Consider the following 17,871-nt stretch of genomic DNA (forward strand, 5'->3'; position numbering starts at 1 on the left):
ATACGCTTAAAAATGGCCAACCTCAGCATTAATCGTCCAAGCGTTAACGGATCAGATATCTATAGCCAGCATGGGTTTGCGAGGAAACTGGTGGCGAGTTCGAACGATCATCAAAGCTATGTTCTATTGCGAGAAGCAAAACAGTAAAAAACCTAACGTGCACTGCAAGCTGTGTTTTGTATTACAAAACGCTTAAGGGGTGCTATGCTCCGTTGCATCCCTTTAGAACGAAGTAGTGGAAAACTACTTTAAGTTGACCCGCCCTCTTTGTGTATGGCACGTTGTTGTGAATTGGGAAAAAATTATGAGATTAGAACAAATAAAAATTTGTGACTTACAAATAAATCGGGCAAACGATCGCCACGGAGAGCTTGAAAACGAAACGGCAGCGATATCCTGGCTGTTTAATACACGCAGAACTCATATGAAGAACCTCGCGAAAGACATAGTCGATGAGGGGAGAATATTTGAGCCGCCGCTGGTGACACAAGAAGGCAGTGTCTATTTAGTTTTTGATGGTAATCGACGGGTGACATGTTTGAAGTTGCTTGAAAAGCCAGAGAGAGCTCCAACTGTCCAGTTGCAAGATCATTTTAAATTGCTGCGAGGAAATTGGGAAGGCAATTTCCCCAGCACTATTCTTTGCCAAGTGGAAGAAAACCGAGATGACGTAGATAGCATCCTATATCGTAGGCACACAGGAACACAAAATGGTGTTGGTCAATCCAATTGGGATGACCGAATGAAAGACAATTTTGTCGCTCGATCAGGAAAAGCAGCAGGCTTTAATTTGGCAGATGAAATTGAGCAGCGATTGAAGGCTGCCGAATTGCTTCCTGAAAAGAAAATCCCTCGATCCAATCTAAATCGGTTTTTGTCTTCCGAAGCTATTCGGAACCGTATTGGTATTAGTGGCAAGAATAAGGAATTTAGCTACACACATAAACCGGAAGTTGTTCTTGAAACTCTCCGAGATATCACAGAGGATTTTGCCAACGGGCGCGTTGTCCTTGGCGATATATGGGATAATTCTGGCAAGCTTTCATACCTTGAAAGGTTAGAGGACAGCGAGAAACTCCCAAGAGATGAAGATATTTTAGATACAGATGGCAACAACTCACCTAGCAAAGCAAAAGCAAAAGCAAAACCAAAGGCAAAACCAAAACCTACAAGGCGAATAACTCTTATTCCACAAAAAGAGTTTGGCATTCTCTGGACAGGTAAGCAGCAACGACACCATGCCATTTGGGAAGAGCTTCAATTCCACCTGAATACCGAAAAGCATCCAAATGCGGTGTCGGTGTTATTTCGAGTGCTTTTAGAGCTATCCATTGATTATTATGTAGATGAACACAGTGTTCAATTGCAAGAAAATGACAAGCTTGCGCGCCGTGTCGAAAAGGTTGGTGCGGCACTTTTTAGCCACGACAAAATCGGTAAAAAACAATTAGATGCTACAAAGAAGTTTTCTCAAAGTTATCAACTTGTGTCAGCAGACACGTTAAATCGGTATGTACACTCAAATAGTTTCGCACCTTCGCCAAAGGACTTGGAGGCTTTGTGGGATACAATGGCTGATTTGATAGTTGCGTGCTTGAAGGGCTAGTTTCGGAAAGTTAAGTGGGTTCGAAATTCCACCCTGTCTCTCCGCCACCAACCTAAACAATACTTTTGTGTTACACGTAGTTAAGCGAGCTTACTTCGGTGACTTACCCTATGTGTCCTCCCGGTAGGATATTCACTCACCCGTGTTGTGCAGCTTTTCGAATTGATCTTTCAGCCAAAGTCTACGCCCGTACCATTGGCCTCGCGTTTGGCATTCCTTAAACTGTGGTGCGGTGATTAATGGCAGGTTTTGGATGAAGCCGATCCTCAGGAGCAATATGATGTCTGCCCCGCTGAGGGCTTCCAACCTCTCTGTCACGTAATGGTTTTCGTCAAAATATTGACCTGAGCGTGGATCATTCTCTTCAAGGTCAACAAACTCGGCCCGTAGCGCTGACATACGCCGAGTGTAGTCCTTGGCGCGTAGCGCGTTTACTTCGGCCTCCGTCAGTTTAAACATTGCTTAATACAACTCGCAGTCACCCAAGACTGTGACCATCGTGTCGCGCACCCAATTGATGACAATTGAATCGTGGATCGCGGGCTCATGTTCATATCCTCTTGTGTGGGCGGTGCGACGTGAGGATGAGATGCCCAAAGCGTAGTAGCTTGCCGATGCGGGGACGGTGCGGTCTCCGGCTCCATCTGCCAACTCGATCACCCAGTCTGCGCCAAGGATTGGACCGTCAATATGTTTGTCATCCTCTGAGCCGGTCCTTAGGTGCTCTCGGTGGTAATCCGGCGTGTCACCGGTGGCGACACGCACGTCGCGTTCCGACACCGAGCGCCCCAGTGAGCCGCCCGTTTTATCGGGCCGCCACCGGATTGCGTCATAGGTTTTCATGGCCGGATCCGCAGAGTGGCACGTGTAGGTCAATTCGTGAAAATCTCCCGAGCCGATGATTGCATCATGCCAAGCCTCGGCGGTTTCATTGTGCTTGACGAATTCGTCAAACGGATCTTGCGTGGCGGCCCCAGCCCCCATGCCTTCGGGGAACATCCACTCAGGGTTGGCGGCGCGCCACATGCGGTCTTCGCGGCGGTAAATTTCCGTATACGGGTTGCTGTTTGGAAGGTTTGCATAGGCCCCACCTCCAGAAATCAGGTTGCCGATCATGTTGCGCTCCGGGTTCATTACCGCAAGCCATTTGCGCGATCCACTATTGGTCTTGTAGCGTTTGTTCGGCAGCAATTCCTGAGCACCGGGCATATTTCCTAGCAACGAGGTAACCAATGCCCCTTGGCGCCCCAAGACAACATAGCCCACCATGCCCTCGACCGCCGCTTTGCTCATGGACCAGCCGGTGTTTTCAAAGCCGAAGTGGAACCGTTTGTAGGTTGCGGCCGCGCCGTCCGTCGGCATAACCGTGCTCATAACGGCCATAACATCGCTTGCGGCACCGTGACTAAGGCACGCAGCACGCGCCACAAATCCGCCCATAGAGTGGGTCACAAGGACCGCGCCGGGGCATTGCGCGTTGTTCTCTGCGGCCCAGTTCTTGGCCTCGTCCACCCATGTTTTAATATGCGCCGCCGCAGCTTTGCCGCTGTCGTCATTTGACTGTGACCAATTATAGCCGCAGGCATAGACAGGCATTTTCACCAGATTGAACTTGGGATTTATTTCCTTAATTCGATTGTTCAGAACGATTGGAAAGCTGTCCTCCATATCCTTCATGATCTTGCCGTAAGTCCCCAAAGCGACCGAGGACCAGTTGCGATCAATCCGGTCTTGGCTGAGCCCATCAACAGGGCCGAACTCAACAGGATTGAGGAAGGATTTGGAAAACCGCGACCCCACCAACAGGCGCTTTCGCACTGCCGCGGCGGCGCGGACCTTGCTGCTTTCGCGCATGCGAAACAAATCCGGCCCAACCACGGTGCCTGCATTCGCGCCGTACAGACGCACCATGAGCATGCTGTCGTCCGGATCCCAGACAGTGCTGCCTGAGTGTTCCAAGCGCGAGCCCATAATTCCAGGCAATAGAATTACAGGAACAATGACGTCTTCGGGGCAGTCACCCATAAACTTTCTCCCTAATTCACACGCAGACCGGAAAGTATGCCAAGCATCAATTCGCGACTGTCTGCCGGATCAAGGCGGGAATTTGTGTACTGAATTGAAATCACCAAGGGTTCTGAAACGGAGCCAGCCTTGCCAAAATACGCGGCGTCATACCAATGGCCCTCTTGCTTCCCGTCGTCGAAACTGGTTGTCGCCAAGCCGACATCGCCCCCCATGAGGCGTAGCTTTTCCGACGATACGCTTACGCCCGGTTGCGTTGAAATATCCGTTTGCGGCGCAAGCTGGCGATCGGATGCTTCGGCTTCATCCGCGACCAAAAAATGCAAGCTTAAGCTATTGTCGCTGCGTGCGCGCCTTACCCCGCGACTGTCCGGCAGATCGAGTTCCGCCAAGGAGGCGGAGAAGCTCGCTTCCCCTTCAGGCGGCGGGCCTGCAAAGAACATGCCATCATAGCAAAACCCTTCCGCGCCCCCGCGATCAGCCAGTGGCAGCGGGTTTGTTCTGGAGTGGAAGGCCCATAGCCGCGGATCATTGCCACCCCCTGCGATCCGGCTTTTCGACGCCCCTGCCCGCGTCAACGCAATCTGTGATCCGACCCGTCGTGCGCCGTAGACAACAACAGTACGGCTGGAGACGGTGAGCCCAAGGTTCTCCGAGGCGACGATCACCAACCAGTCGTTTACCTGCTTGATCACAAGCGCCTGACCGAAATCTTCTTGCGCTTCAATGAATTCGCGAACTGGCGCGGGGGTCGTCACCACGCTCAACTCTTCGGTGCCAACCTGCGCACTGCTGCTTGTCAGGCTAAGGTCCGGAGGGGCAATAAAGCTGTGGTATCCGAGGCAATGTCTGGGCCAGCTTGAAGTATCAATCGTCACGGTAATCTCCTCGGTTCGACATGACATGAGCGCTAGGCTCAATAGAAAAATGGTGACTATGCTACGCGTCATGGGGATCGGGTTTCATTAAATTTTGCTCTTGGGCTGGTTCCCATGAAAGAGCCATCGCCGTCCCGTCGGGAAGGCAGGATATAACGCGGTGAGGCCCAAGAAATTTCGCCAATGAAGCTGGCGCAAGGCAGTCGGAAAAATCACGAAGAACGATGGGCTCCCAAAACCGAAAGTAGAACCACGCGCCGTGATCACCTTTGGCTTTCGTGAATTTACGAAAATGCCCCCAGACATCCGAGAAGGGTGAGGCCGACCGAATAAAAATACCCGGTGCGTCGTCCCAAAAGACCCATGGTTGCGGGCCTGCGGTAAACAAATTGCGTGAAAAGCTGTTGTTTTCTTTCAGGCGAACAAGCCAAGGTGCTACGGTCTCAAGCTCGTCATAGGCGGCTCCCTTGAAAAGGCAGCGAAACTCAAGCCCCGATGGTTCTAGTAACGGCAGTAGCCCCGTCATCTTGGCTGCATCGAGAATGGCGTAAGTATGCACAGGTGGCAGTTTTTCGAAATCCGCCACTCCCTGTTCTTGCTCTGTGCGTGCTGGGCATTGCGCTCCAAACAACATCTCATAAAGTGCGTCAGGCACAGTCTTGGGCATATCGGTGCCGAATTGAGCATCCAATGGCTCAACCCCCTCGATCATCTCAATGGTCAGATCAGATTTGGGCGGCGCGTCTCGTGCCGTGGGCTGCTGCGTCCAATAGTCATCAATACGACTGTCTGCACTCACGTTTTGGCAACCTGTGAATAAGTATAAATTGTAATATACTAAAGGTACCCGGATTATTGGATAATGCAAGAGTTGCCCGCGCGAATTCAAAACAGAAAAGCCCCAAAGGGAAGCCCATACTTTGCAAACAAGCGAAAGCAGAATGGTCACAATCCGCCCGCCTTCGTTCCGAAGACCTCTAAAGTTTCGCGATCTTTAGCAAGCTTTGGCGTAATTGTTCTACCTCTTCCGCCCCCAAGTTTTCAGCCAGCTTGCTATCAAATCTCTGGGCTGCTCCGGACAAATCCTGATAGGCCTCAAAGCCGGCACCAGTAAGCGTTAATATTTCCTGCCGTCGGTCTTTTTGTACAGAAGATCGGTTCAAAAATCGTTTATTTTCAAGAGCTTTAACTCCGCGGCTAATCTTGGTTTTATGTATCTTGGCGCGATCGCAAATCTCTTTGGCTGTCATCGCGCCATAGTGTCCAAGGTGAAACATCACACGCCATTCCGTGCGCAACATAGCATATCGGCTTTTATAGTAGCCTTGAAATTCCAGACTAGAGGCCTCTGCGGCCTGATTAAGTAAATACGGCAGAAATACTTGTAAATCGAATTCATTAGTCACCATCATAACCTCAAGTTACGGGTTGTTAGTTACAAATACAACTAATACTCAGGAGTTTCGGAGGACAGTTCTATGACCAAGACCCCTACCCCTTTGGGCCTGCAAAGCGCCCCAACACCTGTTGGCACTCATGCAGGCTATATGCCCGGTTTCGGCAATGACTTTGAGACTGAGGCGCTGCCCGGTGCGCTGCCGCAAGGTATGAACAGTCCGCAGAAATGCAACTATGGCCTCTATGGCGAGCAACTCTCTGGCACGGCCTTCACCGCGCCCTCGCACCAGAACGAGCGCACATGGTGCTATCGTATCCGCCCCTCCGTGAAACACACCCACCGGTTTGAGAAAATCGACCTGCCGTACTGGAAATCCGCGCCACATGTGGACCCGGATGTGATCTCACTGGGCCAGTATCGCTGGGACCCTGTGCCGCATTCTCAAGGCAGCCTGACATGGCTCACCGGTATGCGCACAATGACCACGGCGGGCGATGTGAACACCCAAGTTGGCATGGCCAGCCATATCTATTTGGTCACCCAAAGCATGGTAGATGAATACTTCTTTTCCGCCGATAGCGAGTTGCTGGTTGTTCCCCAAGAAGGCCGCTTGCGGTTTTGCACAGAGTTGGGCGTGATTGATCTGGAGCCGCAAGAAATCGCTATCCTGCCGCGTGGGCTTGTCTACCGTGTCGAGGTGCTGGAAGGCCCTGCGCGGGGCTTTGTGTGTGAAAACTACGGTCAAAAGTTTGAGCTACCGGGGCGCGGCCCGATCGGGGCGAATTGCATGGCAAACCGCCGCGATTTCAAGACCCCCGTGGCCGCGTTCGAGGATCGCGATGCGCCCTCGACTGTCACCGTCAAATGGGCGGGTCAATTCCACGAGACCAAGATCGGCCATTCACCCTTAGATGTGGTCGCATGGCACGGCAATTATGCGCCAGTGAAATACGACCTGCGCACCTATTGCCCCGTTGGCTCGATCCTGTTTGACCACCCTGACCCGTCTATTTTTACCGTGCTAACCGCCGCTTCCGGCGTCGAAGGCACCGCGAATATCGACTTCGTTTTGTTCCGCGAGCGCTGGATGGTGGCCGAGGACACCTTCCGCCCGCCATGGTATCATAAAAACATCATGTCAGAGATGATGGGTAATATTTACGGCATCTATGACGCCAAACCCAAAGGCTTTGTGCCGGGTGGGTTATCCTTGCATAACATGATGATACCGCACGGCCCCGACAAGGCGGCCTTTGACGGCGCGTCGAATGCAGACCTTGGGCCAGAGAAGCTCGACAACACCATGTCGTTCATGTTCGAGACCCGTTTTCCGCAGCATTTGACCGCCTATGCCGCCACCGAGGCCCCGTTGCAGGATGACTACATTGACTGCTGGGCTGACATCGAGAAAAAGTTCGACGGGACGCCGGGTAAAAAATGATTCTCGCCAGCTATAACGACGGCCCCGACGGGCAACTGCGCATCGTATCTGCGGATCGCGCGACCTCGACACGCATGACACGGCGCAGCTTTCAACACATGCTGGATGAGGGCCCCGGCGTGCCAGATGGCCCCTCTGAGTTGCTGGATTTAAGCCGTTGCCACAGCCCCCTGCCCCGCGCCTATCAGTTCCTCGATGGCTCGGCCTATGTGAACCATGTTGAGCTGGTGCGCCAAGCCCGCGGGGCCGCGATGCCCGATACGTTTTGGACGGATCCGCTGATGTATCAAGGCGGCTCTGACAGCTTCATTTCCCCAACGGCCCCCGTCACTGCCGACCCCGCTTGGGGCGTCGATTTTGAGGCCGAAGTTGCGGTGATAACTGGCCAAGTTGCGATGGGGGCCAGCCTTGACGAGGCCCGCGCGGCCATCCGTTTTGTGATGATTTGCAACGACTGGTCGATGCGCAATCTGATCCCCACTGAGCTAGGCAAAGGGTTTGGTTTTGTACAATCCAAGCCGGCCTGCGCGTTCTCGCCTTTCGCCGTGTCACTGGATGAATTACGCGGCTGGGACGGCGGAAAACTTGCGGCCACCATGTGCGTGGACTTCAACGGGCAGCCCTTCGGGCGCACCAATGCGGCGCAAGACATGACCTTTGATTTCCCCACCCTGATCGCCCACGCAGCCAAGACCCGCCACCTCGCGGCAGGCACGATCATCGGCTCCGGCACCGTGTCCAACAAGCTGGACGGCGGACCGGGGAAAACCATTCCCCAAGGCGGCGCGGGCTATTCATGCATCGCCGAGCAGCGCATGGTCGAGACCATCACCAATGGCGCGCCCAGCACGCCGTTTATGCAGCCCGGTGATCGGGTGGAAATTTGGATGGAGGACGCGCAAGGCCGCGACCTCTTTGGCCGCATCACACAGAAAGTAGAGGCACTATGAGTAAAGCATTCGCGTCGCAAGGCGACCTGAGCGAGAAGAAAATCACCTTTGACGAGGTGGGCCGCGACCTTTGGGCCTTCACCGCCGAGGGCGACCCGAACTCCGGCGTGATCATCGGCGATGACAGCGTTATGATCGTCGAGGCACAAGCCACCCCGCGCCTTGCCGGCAAGGTGATCGAGAAAGTGCGCGAGATCACCGACAAGCCGATCTCTCACGTTGTTTTGACCCATTATCACGCCGTTCGGGTGCTGGGGGCCTCGGCCTATGGTGCCGATCAGATCATCATGGGCGACACCGCGCGCGCCATGGTTGTGGAACGCGGCCAAGAGGATTGGGATAGCGAATTTCAACGTTTTCCCCGCCTGTTCGAGGGCCACGAGAGCATCCCCGGCCTGACCTATCCGACCACCACATTTTCCGATGCGATGACCGTTTATCTGGGCAATCGCCGCGTTGACTTGATGCATCTGGGGCGCGCGCATACCGCCGGAGATATCGTGATCCATGTGCCCGATGAAAACGTCATGTTCACCGGAGATATAGTTGAAGATCACTCTGCATGTTATTGTGGAGATGGACATTTTTCCGATTGGGGAAATACGCTTGATAATATTGCCAGCTTTGATTTGGACGCCATCGCGCCCGGTCGCGGCGGCGCATTAATTGGCAAGCCAGCGGTCGAGCGCGCAATCGAGAGCACGCGTGATTTCGTCTACTCCACCTACGCCCCCGCCGCCCGCGTGGCAGCACGCGGCGGCACACTCAAAGACGCATGGGACGCAGTGCGCGCCGAGTGCGACCCAAAGTTCAAAGACTACGCCATCTACGAGCACTGCCTGCCCTTCAACGTCGCCCGCGCCTATGACGAGGCCCGCGGCATCGACACCCCCCGCATCTGGACCGCCGCGCGCGATTTGGACATGTGGGCCGCGTTGCAGGGGTAGCGGATGGTTGAACCCCGCTATCAAACCGCCTTCACCCTCTACCCCTATGCGCGCGTGGCCTCTCAGGATCGTGTCGCGCGCCACCGCGTTGTTGTGGTCGGGGCTGGGCCCATTGGCCTCGCGATGGCCTTGGATCTGGGGCAGAAAGGCACGCCGGTCTTGGTTCTCGATGACCATGAGGGGCCGGGGCTTGGCTCGCGGGCAATCTGCTTCTCCAAGCGCAGCCTCGACATTGCCACCCGCCTTGGCGCGCAGGCCTCTATGGTGGATAAAGGCGTGGTGTGGAATGTTGGCAAAGTCTTCTACGGCGATGGGAAGCTGTTTGAATTCAACCTGTTGCCGGAAGAAGGTCACCGGAACCCTGCCTTCGTAAACCTGCAACAGCCTCACTTTGAAGCGTATCTGATCGAGGCTATTCACAAGGCTCAAGCCGGTGGTGCTCCGATTGAAATTCGCGGTGCCAACCGTGTCTCGGGCCTGCGTGATCACAACGATTACGTCACCCTTGATGTTAATACGCAGGATGGCCCCTATCAGCTTGAAGCCGATTGGTTGATTGCCTGCGATGGCGCGCGCTCGCCTGTTCGCGATATGATGGGCCTTAGTTTTGATGGCCGCGTGTTCGAGGATAATTTCCTGATCGCTGACGTCAAAATGAAGGCTGATTTCCCGACTGAGCGCTGGTTTTGGTTTGAGCCTCCCTTTGCCAAGGGCTGCCAATCGGCCCTGCTGCACAAACAGCCCGACGACATCTGGCGCATTGACTTTCAGCTTGGCTGGGACATCGACCGCGAGCAGGAATTAGACCCAGACCGCATCGGCGCCCGTGTCGATGCCATGTTGTCATCGCAAACCGGCACCATTCCCGACTACACGCTTGAATGGACCTCCATCTACACGTTCCAGTGCCGCCGCATGAAAAAATTCCGCCATGGATCGGTGCTATTTGCGGGCGATAGCGCGCATCAGGTGTCGCCCTTTGGCGCGCGTGGGGCCAACTCTGGCATGCAAGATGCCGATAACCTTGCGTGGAAGTTGGATTTGGTTTGCAAAGGGCTGGCGGATGCGCGCTTGCTTGATAGCTATGCGACGGAGCGAGAATTTGCCGCCGATGAGAACATACTTAATTCATCACGCGCCACGGATTTTATGACGCCCAAAACAGGCATTAGTCAGGTCTTTCGTAACGCGGTGCTTGATCTTGCCCGCGAATATGAATTTGCCCGCCCCATTGTGAATTCTGGCCGCCTGTCGGTGCCCTGCACCTATGATGGTCATGACGGGTTTTGCGCTGATACACTGGAGGCCCCCAAAATCAGTCGCCCGGGTTCTGTCTGCCCTGACGGCCCGCTGAATGACGGGTATCTTTTGGATCAATTAGGGGGGCACTTCACCATTTTGAGTTTTGGCGACCCTTCTTTTACTCCTGCTCCTCTGGCTGATTTGGCGGTTCAGGTGCTTCACATCCCTTATCCGACTGAAGAGTTAATTTGGCGTTATCTCGGGGCCAATAGTGCGGCCACATACCTGATCCGACCGGACCAACATGTGGTGGCCAGATGGGCGGAATTCAACCTTGAAAAGGTTTCTGCGGCACTCAGGAACAGCTTGGAAGGAGCCTGTAAGTGACATTATCTTTGCACCCTAACCTACTGAACGTTGACGCATTTTATAGCAAACTCATCGACTCCCATGATGGGCTAACACAAGATGAAAGCGCGCAGTTCAACGCCAGACTGATCTTACTACTTGCAAACCACATTGGTGACCTACCCGTGTTGCAAGAGGCGCTAGAAAAGGCGCGGTCTTAGCCGCAGATCCCCTGTTCCAAATGTTTAAATCTGAGGAGAGTTCGGTGAAATAATGCGTAAAAAGCTCGACAGGTCGGGTATCTCCACCTAGGTGTTTATGCATTATCTCAAGGAACTGTCGATGACCTCCGTACTTGTCCTAAATGGACCCAACCTGAACCTCCTCGGGACGCGTCAGCCCGAAGTCTATGGTTCTACTACATTATCTGACGTTGAAACCCTATGTGTGACCCACGGTGACACCCTTGGAATGGCCGTAACATGCCTGCAATCCAATCATGAAGGCGTATTGATCGACGCCATTCATGCGGCCAAAGGGGTTCATGGGGGGATCGTGCTAAATGCCGGTGCCTTCACCCACACCTCTGTCGCGCTGATGGATGCAATCTCGTCCGTTGAGCTGCCGGTGGTCGAAGTCCATCTTTCGAACATCCATGCGCGCGAGGCGTTCCGCCATAAATCGTATATTGCCCCCGTCGCATTGGGCCAAATCGCGGGCTTCGGCGCGCAGGGATATGTGTTGGCGCTAGAGGCCCTGTCGAGCCACTTTGGGTCCGCTACATGATCCAAGACCACTTGAACTTGATTATCACCAGCAATTCTCTTGAAGAAATGTGGTCGATACACACGGCTAAGATGGCCGAATTCGGCTTTGACCGGCTCGTTTACGGCTACACCCGTTTCAGGACCGGGACCACCTTGGGCGACTTGCAGGATGCTTTGATCCTCACCAATCACGACCCTGCTTATGTTGAGCATTTCGTTGGTGATGGGGCTTATTATCAAGGGCCAATGGTGGCATGGGCCGCGGATAACGTCGGCGCGTGCAGTTGGCGCATGATGCAAGAGTTGGCGATGTCTGGCCAATTGAGCGAAGGGGAGCTTGCTGTATTGGCTCTCAATCAGAGGTTAGGTGTGACCGCGGGCTACACGATCAGCTTTCACGATGTCTCCACGCGCGCCAAAGGTGCGATCGGGCTTACCGCTCGACACGGCTTGAGCCAGGATGACGTGGATGGTATTTGGAAAGAGCACGGGCCTGATCTGGAATTGGCCAACAAGGTTATGCACCTCAAGGTTACGCAGCTTCCTCACACCACCGGCCAGCGTCGCCCATTAACCGCGCGCCAGCGTGAGGTTTTGGAGTGGGTCGCAGATGGGAAAACGATACAAGACACGGCGACAATCATGGGGTTGAATCCGGCGACAATCGAGAAACACCTACGATTGGCGCGAGAAACTTTGGATGTTGATACAACAGCCCAAGCTATCCTCAAGGCTTCCAGCCAGAACCAATTCTTCCTAATCGAGCGATGAGCTTTTAATTTTTCCTAGGAAATTCAATGAGATGCGGCCTCTTGGCTCCCATGATAGCCTGCCTGTTGATCACGTATCAGGGGCGTTGGCCCCATTCTTGGCGCCTATTATGTTTCAAAAGGTAGGGAAACCCGTACTTTGCTTTCCTGCACTGCAGCGTAAATATTAACACATGCTCTATGAGTGGCAGTCTTGGCTGCAGGGCAATTTCAGTGTGCACCTTGAAATACCAAGGATAGCAGCGGATTGAGGCTTTGGCCTTGATCGGTGGTTCGTTTCTTACGGTTAGTCACCGTAAAAGATGTTAGCTTTCCTCCCAGTCGGGCACCATCATCCCCAGCATGGGGCCCGAAATTAGAAACGGCGCGTAGGTACTTCCCCCACGCGCCGTTTTTATTTTTAGACTTGAGAGTAGGCCTTAGCCTTTCAGCGTCGCCGCCACTTCCTCTGCAAAGTTTTCAACTTTTTTCTCAATGCCTTCGCCAACTTCCAAGCGCTTGAAGCCTACGATTTCAACGCCAGCTTCTTTGGCCGCAGCCCCGACAGTCAGGTCAGGGTTCACCACAAATTGTTGGTTCAGCAAAGTTACTTCAGCCATGTATTTTTTCATACGACCGATGATCATCTTCTCGATCACAGCCTCTGGCTTGCCGCTTTCGCGCGCGATATCAATCTGAACGGCTTTTTCTTTCTCAACGATAGCCGCGTCTAGATCCGCCTCGGACAAGGACGCAGGGTTCACAGCTGCAACGTGCATCGCAACCTGTTTGCCGAAAGCCTCGTTCTCGCTCGACAGGGCAACCAGAACACCGATTTTACCCATGTCGCTGGTGACCGAGTTGTGCACGTAAGACACGACAGATGGCCCTTCCAAGCGCGACATGCGGCGCAGAGACATGTTCTCGCCGATGGTCGCAACCTTGGCGGTGATCACGTCAGCCACGGATTTTCCACCCATGTCAGCCGCAGCCAATTCTTCGGTGTTTGCCACACCAAGGGCCACGTCCACTACGCCTGAAACCATAGCTTGGAATTCGGCGTTTTTACCAACGAAGTCGGTTTCCGAGTTCACTTCGACAGCGACACCAGCGCCGTCTTTAACTTTGACAGCCACAAGACCTTCCGCCGCGGTGCGGCCGGATTTCTTGGCGGCTTTGGCCAAACCTTTGGTGCGCAGCCAGTCAACAGCGGCTTCCATATCACCGTCAGTTTCGGTCAGCGCTTTCTTAGCGTCCATCATGCCTGCGCCAGTTGAATCGCGCAGTTCTTTCACCATTGCAGCAGTAATTGCCATCTCGGTATCTCCTAAAGCAAAAGTTGGTCCCGAAGGCGGTTAGCGCCTTCGGGTAAACGATGTAAAGCGAAAGCTATTTAGCCTTCAGCCGGAGCCTCAGCAGCAACGGCTTCTTCTGCCGGAGCCTCATCCATAGCGCCCAAATCAACGCCAGCGGCGCCCATTTGCGCCTGCATGCCGTCCAGAGCCGCACGGGCAACCAGATCGGTGTACAGGCCGATTGCGCGCGATGCGTCATCATTGCCCGGGATCAGGTAGTCGATGCCGTCTGGCGAGCAGTTCGTGTCCACGACCGCAATAACCGGAATGCCCAGTTTCTTGGCTTCAGCGATGGCCAGGTCTTCTTTGTTCACGTCGATAACGAACAACAGATCAGGAACGCCGCCCATTTCACGAATGCCGCCCAAGGACGCTTGCAATTTGCCTTGGTCACGTTCCATGCCCAAGCGCTCTTTCTTGGTCAGACCTTCAAAGCCAGATTCCTGTGCTTCGTCGATTTTCTTCAAGCGGTTGATCGAGTTGGAAACAGTTTTCCAGTTCGTCAACGTGCCACCCAACCAACGGTGGTTCATGTAGTATTGTGCGCATTTCTCTGCGGCTTCTGCGACGGGGCGTTGTGCCTGACGCTTGGTGCCGACGAAGAGAACGCGGCCACCTTTTGCAGTCGTATCACGTACAACTTGCAACGCTTGGTCCAGCATTGGAACTGTTTGTGTCAGGTCCATGATGTGGATGCCGTTTTTAGCGCCGTAGATATACGGGGCCATACGGGGGTTCCAGCGTTTGGTTTGGTGACCAAAGTGAACGCCAGCCTCAAGTAGCTGACGGAGCGAAAATTCTGGCAATGCCATGTCCGTTTTCCTTTCCGGTTTAAGCCTCAGCGGGGTGTCAGAGGCATGTGCCTCAACCGGTGGACGTCATGGGATTTCTCCCCCAATCGGCCCGACCCCGCCTGCGAAGTGAGCGCCAAATAGCCCAGATACTTGCCTGTCGCAAGCCCCAAAGCCTCCAAAGGTGAGCACAGCGTGAGAATGCAGTGAAATAACGGCATTTTAGCGCCAAAAGCCTAGGAGAACGCGTATTTTTAAAGTATAAGCCAGAGCATTAGGAAGATTTTATTTTAGGAGTATTTACTGTGATTAACCGCACTCTTTACGTATTCTGCATTGCCAGTGCCGCCCTGTCCTTGAGCACACCAGTGATCGCCGCCGAAGCCATGCGCTGCAACGCCCAAACCAAGCCGGGATTGTTTCAGCCTGTGTTGCGGGTGGTGAGCCAAGGGGCGCAACGCGACATTGCCTTGGGGCAAGATGGTATGACCCGCAAAATTTTCTACCGTGACCGCGCGGTCATTGCCTATATGGCGCAAAAAATGGGCATCCCTGCAACGCAGCTCCCCTCCTCGGTCTCATCGGTCTGTGGCGCGGCTGAAGAATTTGCTGCCGCCCCTGCCGCCGCCCCTGCTCCGGCAGCAGTTACAGCCCCAACCGCCGCACCGGTCTCTGATGGTGGCAGCGGCGACGGTGGGTCTGGCAGCGTGTCAGATGGGGATGGCGGTGAGGTCCGTTAACTACACTTGCCTGACGCAGCCCCTTTGCATCCCGCTCTGACCTGCCCCCAACCCTAGCAGTTGGTCTAGGGGGCAGGTTGTGTTACGATAGCGCCATTATAGACGACCTGCTTTTTCACGACCTGCTTTCGGGTTCTATTTTCGGAGCTATCATTATGAATTTATTTGTCCACGGACGCCTGTTTGAATTACGCCTTCATCGCTCGCTTGAGCGCAACGATCTCTCTGTTACCAAAGACCAATGCGGCAAAATTCAACGCTCTTTGTCGGCCGTACCCCCCGAGCATCTTACCGGGCTGCAATATGTTGAAATTCGCCAGCGCGAGGGCGCGGGTGGCAGCTCGAACCCCCTGCATTGCGAAGACACATCGACCGGTGATCAGTACTTTATCGTCCTTGATATCGACTGTTTTTCCAAGCCATGGAACAACCGCCCCCACGGGCTGCTTTATACATTGCTTCATGAAATGGGCCATGTGCGCGACTGGCGTACGCGGGCTTTTGACTGGGTGCGCCGCAATGACCGTGACGGCTACAGCGCTATAATCGCCCGCACGCATCGGGGCCGCACGCAACACAACCAAGAAAAATTCGCGGATTGCTACGCGGATATTTTCACGCAAACAGACGGGTTTTCCTCTACAGATCCGGCTTTGGTTGCGTGCCGCAACTCGCCTGCGTTTTCACCCGTTGGGCGCGCCGCCCCCGGTGGTGTCTGAGCACATCTGCGTAACGCCTCTTGCACAGATGCGCATGGCCTGCCCATAAAGTGGCCATGAGCAAAACACCTGACATCTTGTGCATCGGTGCCGTCCTTTGGGACATTATCGGGCGCCACGACAATGACATGCAGCGCGGCCACGACCGTCCCGGTCGCATCACCCGCCTGCCCGGCGGTGTGGCGATGAACATTGCCATGGCCCTGCGCGCCTATGGGATGACCCCCGCGTTACTCACCGCCATCGGGCAAGACGCTGAGGGCGCTGCCTTGATCTCTGAGTGTGAAAATCTGGGCATGATTTGCGATCATATCCATCGCCCCAAAGACCTGCCCACTGACCGCTACATGGCCATTGAGGGGCGCAACGGCTTGATCGCCGCAATCGCTGATGCGCATTCTCTGGAGCAGGCTGGCGATACAATCCTGCGCCCGATGCAGGCTGGTCTCAAGGGCTGGTCTGGGCTGGTTGCGCTGGATGGGAATTTGACCCTGCACCTTTTGAGCCGCATCGCCAAGGATCCGGCATTTGCGCAAACCGACCTGCGCCTCGCCCCCGCCTCGCCCGGCAAGGCCGAACGTCTGCGCCCGTTTCTGATGCACCCGACTGCGACGCTTTACGTCAATCTTGAAGAATCCGGCCTGCTGCTGGACACCGTTTTCCATGACAGCGCCACCGCCGCCGCGGCTCTGCTGGGCCAAGGCCTGCACCGCGCAGTTGTGACCAATGGTGCGCAGCCTGCCGCACTGGCCAGCGCTGAGGGCGTGCTTACATACGCCCCGCCCCAAGTGCAGGTGAAACGCATCACGGGTGCGGGCGATACCTTCATGGCGGCTCATATTGCTGCCGAGGCCGGCGGGGCTGCCCCCGCGGCTGCTTTGCAAAATGCCATCCACGCCACGGCCACCTATATCTCTGGAGATAGCTATTGATACCCGTCCATTACGCCCCCGAGGTTGAGACCGCCCGCACCCAAAATGCGCCCATCGTGGCGCTTGAAAGCACCATCATCACCCATGGTATGCCCTACCCGCAAAACGTCGAGACCGCGCGCCGCGTCGAGCAGGTTATTCGCGATAACGGGGCAGTGCCTGCGACCATAGCCGTTATATCTGGCAATCTGCACATCGGCCTGACCGACGCGCAGCTTGACACTTTGGGGCAGGCCCAAAACGTCGCCAAACTGTCGCGCGCAGATATTTCCGCCTGCATAGCCACTGGCGGCACTGGCGCCACAACCGTGGCCGCAACCATGATTGCCGCCCATCACGCAGGCATCGAGGTTTTTGCCACGGGTGGCATTGGCGGTGTGCATCGCGGGGCGGAGCTTAGCTTTGATATCTCCGCCGACCTGCATGAATTGGCCCAAACGCCTGTGACGGTAGTTGCCGCCGGACCGAAGGCCATACTCGATTTGCCAAAAACCCTCGAAGTGCTGGAAACATTGGGCGTGCCGGTCATCGCATATGGCCAAGACGCCCTGCCCGCGTTCTGGTCGCGGCACTCGGAGTTGCAAGCCCCGTTGCGCATGGATGATGCCGCAAGTATCGCCAAGGCGCATAGGATGCGGGCTGCATTTGGGCTGTCTGGCGGGCAGCTAATCGCCAACCCGATCCCGCAAGAAGCCGAGATCGCCGCGCAAATCCTGTCGCCTATTATCGCCCAAGCGCTGGACGAGGCGCAGGCCCAAGGCATCGGCGGCAAATCTGTGACGCCATTCCTTTTGGGGCGCATTTTTGAGCTAACAAAGGGCGCATCGCTGGAGGCCAATATCGCGTTGGTGCTCAACAATGCCCGTCTAGCGGCCGAGATTGCCCGCGAATTGCAGGAATAATCAGCGAAATCGCAGCACAAAGCATGGATAGCTTGTCGAGGCGAGGTCGGCGACATAGATAGGGTCGGTAACCTCAGGAT

General features: G+C 54.9%; 19 protein-coding genes. 12 read left to right on the forward strand and 7 right to left on the reverse strand.

Annotated features, from left to right (window positions below):
* The first annotated feature begins 235 nt into the window (after nucleotides 1–235).
* Nucleotides 236–1,606 (forward strand): ParB N-terminal domain-containing protein, encoded by a 1,371-nt coding sequence (locus AC3Y7R_RS03415; RefSeq protein WP_490040599.1) that lies wholly within the window; start codon nucleotides 236–238, stop codon nucleotides 1,604–1,606.
* 132 nt (nucleotides 1,607–1,738) lie between these two features.
* On the opposite strand, the gene AC3Y7R_RS03420 is transcribed toward AC3Y7R_RS03415, so the two are convergent.
* From AC3Y7R_RS03420 to AC3Y7R_RS03440, 5 genes are all read right to left on the reverse strand, one after another.
* Nucleotides 1,739–2,065, reverse strand: a complete 327-nt coding sequence (locus AC3Y7R_RS03420) for a hypothetical protein (RefSeq protein ID WP_490040601.1) — start codon at nucleotides 2,063–2,065, stop codon at nucleotides 1,739–1,741.
* A gap of 3 nt (nucleotides 2,066–2,068) precedes the next feature.
* On the reverse strand, nucleotides 2,069–3,631 hold the full coding sequence (locus tag AC3Y7R_RS03425; RefSeq protein ID WP_490040602.1) for a lipase family protein: 1,563 nt from the start codon (nucleotides 3,629–3,631) through the stop codon (nucleotides 2,069–2,071).
* A gap of 11 nt (nucleotides 3,632–3,642) precedes the next feature.
* The gene (locus AC3Y7R_RS03430) at nucleotides 3,643–4,581 is read right to left on the reverse strand and encodes a hypothetical protein (protein WP_490040603.1); all 939 of its coding nucleotides are present in this window, start codon (nucleotides 4,579–4,581) and stop codon (nucleotides 3,643–3,645) included.
* On the reverse strand, nucleotides 4,571–5,308 hold the full coding sequence (locus AC3Y7R_RS03435) for a DUF4123 domain-containing protein (RefSeq protein ID WP_490040604.1): 738 nt from the start codon (nucleotides 5,306–5,308) through the stop codon (nucleotides 4,571–4,573). The genes AC3Y7R_RS03430 and AC3Y7R_RS03435 overlap by 11 nt, the downstream gene beginning before the upstream one ends.
* Before the next feature lie 178 nt (nucleotides 5,309–5,486).
* Nucleotides 5,487–5,918, reverse strand: coding sequence for a MarR family winged helix-turn-helix transcriptional regulator (locus AC3Y7R_RS03440; RefSeq protein WP_490040974.1), 432 nt, complete (start codon nucleotides 5,916–5,918; stop codon nucleotides 5,487–5,489).
* Nucleotides 5,919–5,987: 69 nt separating this feature from the next.
* On the opposite strand from AC3Y7R_RS03440, the gene hmgA reads away from it, so the two are divergent.
* The 7 genes from hmgA (at nucleotide 5,988) to AC3Y7R_RS03475 (ending at nucleotide 12,374) form a co-directional block, all read left to right on the forward strand.
* Complete coding sequence (gene hmgA, locus AC3Y7R_RS03445; protein WP_490040605.1) at nucleotides 5,988–7,349, forward strand: homogentisate 1,2-dioxygenase; 1,362 nt, start codon at nucleotides 5,988–5,990, stop codon at nucleotides 7,347–7,349.
* Nucleotides 7,346–8,299 carry a fumarylacetoacetate hydrolase family protein gene (locus AC3Y7R_RS03450; RefSeq protein WP_490040606.1) on the forward strand — a complete coding sequence of 318 codons (954 nt, stop codon included), beginning with the start codon at nucleotides 7,346–7,348 and terminating at the stop codon, nucleotides 8,297–8,299. The genes hmgA and AC3Y7R_RS03450 overlap by 4 nt, the downstream gene beginning before the upstream one ends.
* On the forward strand, nucleotides 8,296–9,246 hold the full coding sequence (locus AC3Y7R_RS03455) for an MBL fold metallo-hydrolase (RefSeq protein ID WP_490040608.1): 951 nt from the start codon (nucleotides 8,296–8,298) through the stop codon (nucleotides 9,244–9,246). Before AC3Y7R_RS03450 ends, AC3Y7R_RS03455 begins: the two co-directional genes overlap by 4 nt.
* A gap of 3 nt (nucleotides 9,247–9,249) precedes the next feature.
* Nucleotides 9,250–10,875 (forward strand): FAD-dependent oxidoreductase, encoded by a 1,626-nt coding sequence (locus AC3Y7R_RS03460; protein WP_490040609.1) that lies wholly within the window; start codon nucleotides 9,250–9,252, stop codon nucleotides 10,873–10,875.
* Entirely contained in the window at nucleotides 10,872–11,057 is a 186-nt protein-coding gene (locus AC3Y7R_RS03465; protein ID WP_490040610.1) for a DUF2783 domain-containing protein, read from the forward strand. Before AC3Y7R_RS03460 ends, AC3Y7R_RS03465 begins: the two co-directional genes overlap by 4 nt.
* 121 nt (nucleotides 11,058–11,178) lie before the next feature.
* Nucleotides 11,179–11,622 carry a type II 3-dehydroquinate dehydratase gene (aroQ, locus tag AC3Y7R_RS03470; RefSeq protein WP_490040611.1) on the forward strand — a complete coding sequence of 148 codons (444 nt, stop codon included), beginning with the start codon at nucleotides 11,179–11,181 and terminating at the stop codon, nucleotides 11,620–11,622.
* Nucleotides 11,619–12,374: a LuxR family transcriptional regulator gene (locus tag AC3Y7R_RS03475; RefSeq protein ID WP_490040612.1), complete on the forward strand. Its 756-nt coding sequence runs from the start codon at nucleotides 11,619–11,621 to the stop codon at nucleotides 12,372–12,374. Before aroQ ends, AC3Y7R_RS03475 begins: the two co-directional genes overlap by 4 nt.
* A 418-nt stretch (nucleotides 12,375–12,792) precedes the next feature.
* Here AC3Y7R_RS03475 and tsf read toward each other — a convergent pair whose 3' ends face one another.
* Entirely contained in the window at nucleotides 12,793–13,668 is an 876-nt protein-coding gene (tsf, locus tag AC3Y7R_RS03480; protein WP_490040613.1) for a translation elongation factor Ts, read from the reverse strand.
* A gap of 77 nt (nucleotides 13,669–13,745) precedes the next feature.
* Complete coding sequence (gene rpsB / locus AC3Y7R_RS03485; RefSeq protein WP_490040614.1) at nucleotides 13,746–14,519, reverse strand: 30S ribosomal protein S2; 774 nt, start codon at nucleotides 14,517–14,519, stop codon at nucleotides 13,746–13,748.
* Nucleotides 14,520–14,803: 284 nt separating this feature from the next.
* Here rpsB and AC3Y7R_RS03490 point away from each other — a divergent pair, with 284 nt between their 5' ends.
* The 4 genes from AC3Y7R_RS03490 to AC3Y7R_RS03505 all read left to right on the forward strand — a co-directional run bounded on the left by AC3Y7R_RS03490 (nucleotide 14,804) and on the right by AC3Y7R_RS03505 (nucleotide 17,791).
* Nucleotides 14,804–15,238 carry a hypothetical protein gene (locus AC3Y7R_RS03490; RefSeq protein ID WP_490040616.1) on the forward strand — a complete coding sequence of 145 codons (435 nt, stop codon included), beginning with the start codon at nucleotides 14,804–14,806 and terminating at the stop codon, nucleotides 15,236–15,238.
* Nucleotides 15,239–15,393: 155 nt separating this feature from the next.
* On the forward strand, nucleotides 15,394–15,957 hold the full coding sequence (locus AC3Y7R_RS03495) for a hypothetical protein (RefSeq protein ID WP_490040618.1): 564 nt from the start codon (nucleotides 15,394–15,396) through the stop codon (nucleotides 15,955–15,957).
* Between the two features lie 56 nt (nucleotides 15,958–16,013).
* Complete coding sequence (locus AC3Y7R_RS03500; RefSeq protein ID WP_490040619.1) at nucleotides 16,014–16,889, forward strand: PfkB family carbohydrate kinase; 876 nt, start codon at nucleotides 16,014–16,016, stop codon at nucleotides 16,887–16,889.
* Entirely contained in the window at nucleotides 16,886–17,791 is a 906-nt protein-coding gene (locus tag AC3Y7R_RS03505; RefSeq protein WP_490040620.1) for a pseudouridine-5'-phosphate glycosidase, read from the forward strand. Before AC3Y7R_RS03500 ends, AC3Y7R_RS03505 begins: the two co-directional genes overlap by 4 nt.
* Nucleotides 17,792–17,871 lie beyond the last annotated feature (80 nt).

The sequence above is a fragment of the Litoreibacter sp. genome, from assembly GCF_058136045.1.

What these genes read in the sequence shown, in the direction of transcription:
- AC3Y7R_RS03420 (WP_490040601.1), bottom strand. Translation starts at nt 2,065, where the DNA reads ATGTTTAAACTGACGGAGGCCGAAGTAAACGCGCTACGCGCCAAGGAC.
- AC3Y7R_RS03425 (WP_490040602.1), bottom strand. Translation starts at nt 3,631, where the DNA reads ATGGGTGACTGCCCCGAAGACGTCATTGTTCCTGTAATTCTATTGCCT.
- AC3Y7R_RS03430 (WP_490040603.1), bottom strand. Translation starts at nt 4,581, where the DNA reads ATGACGCGTAGCATAGTCACCATTTTTCTATTGAGCCTAGCGCTCATG.
- AC3Y7R_RS03440 (WP_490040974.1), bottom strand. Translation starts at nt 5,918, where the DNA reads ATGGTGACTAATGAATTCGATTTACAAGTATTTCTGCCGTATTTACTT.
- hmgA (WP_490040605.1), top strand. Translation starts at nt 5,988, where the DNA reads ATGACCAAGACCCCTACCCCTTTGGGCCTGCAAAGCGCCCCAACACCT.
- AC3Y7R_RS03450 (WP_490040606.1), top strand. Translation starts at nt 7,346, where the DNA reads ATGATTCTCGCCAGCTATAACGACGGCCCCGACGGGCAACTGCGCATC.
- AC3Y7R_RS03455 (WP_490040608.1), top strand. Translation starts at nt 8,296, where the DNA reads ATGAGTAAAGCATTCGCGTCGCAAGGCGACCTGAGCGAGAAGAAAATC.
- AC3Y7R_RS03460 (WP_490040609.1), top strand. Translation starts at nt 9,250, where the DNA reads ATGGTTGAACCCCGCTATCAAACCGCCTTCACCCTCTACCCCTATGCG.
- aroQ (WP_490040611.1), top strand. Translation starts at nt 11,179, where the DNA reads ATGACCTCCGTACTTGTCCTAAATGGACCCAACCTGAACCTCCTCGGG.
- AC3Y7R_RS03475 (WP_490040612.1), top strand. Translation starts at nt 11,619, where the DNA reads ATGATCCAAGACCACTTGAACTTGATTATCACCAGCAATTCTCTTGAA.
- tsf (WP_490040613.1), bottom strand. Translation starts at nt 13,668, where the DNA reads ATGGCAATTACTGCTGCAATGGTGAAAGAACTGCGCGATTCAACTGGC.
- rpsB (WP_490040614.1), bottom strand. Translation starts at nt 14,519, where the DNA reads ATGGCATTGCCAGAATTTTCGCTCCGTCAGCTACTTGAGGCTGGCGTT.
- AC3Y7R_RS03495 (WP_490040618.1), top strand. Translation starts at nt 15,394, where the DNA reads ATGAATTTATTTGTCCACGGACGCCTGTTTGAATTACGCCTTCATCGC.
- AC3Y7R_RS03500 (WP_490040619.1), top strand. Translation starts at nt 16,014, where the DNA reads ATGAGCAAAACACCTGACATCTTGTGCATCGGTGCCGTCCTTTGGGAC.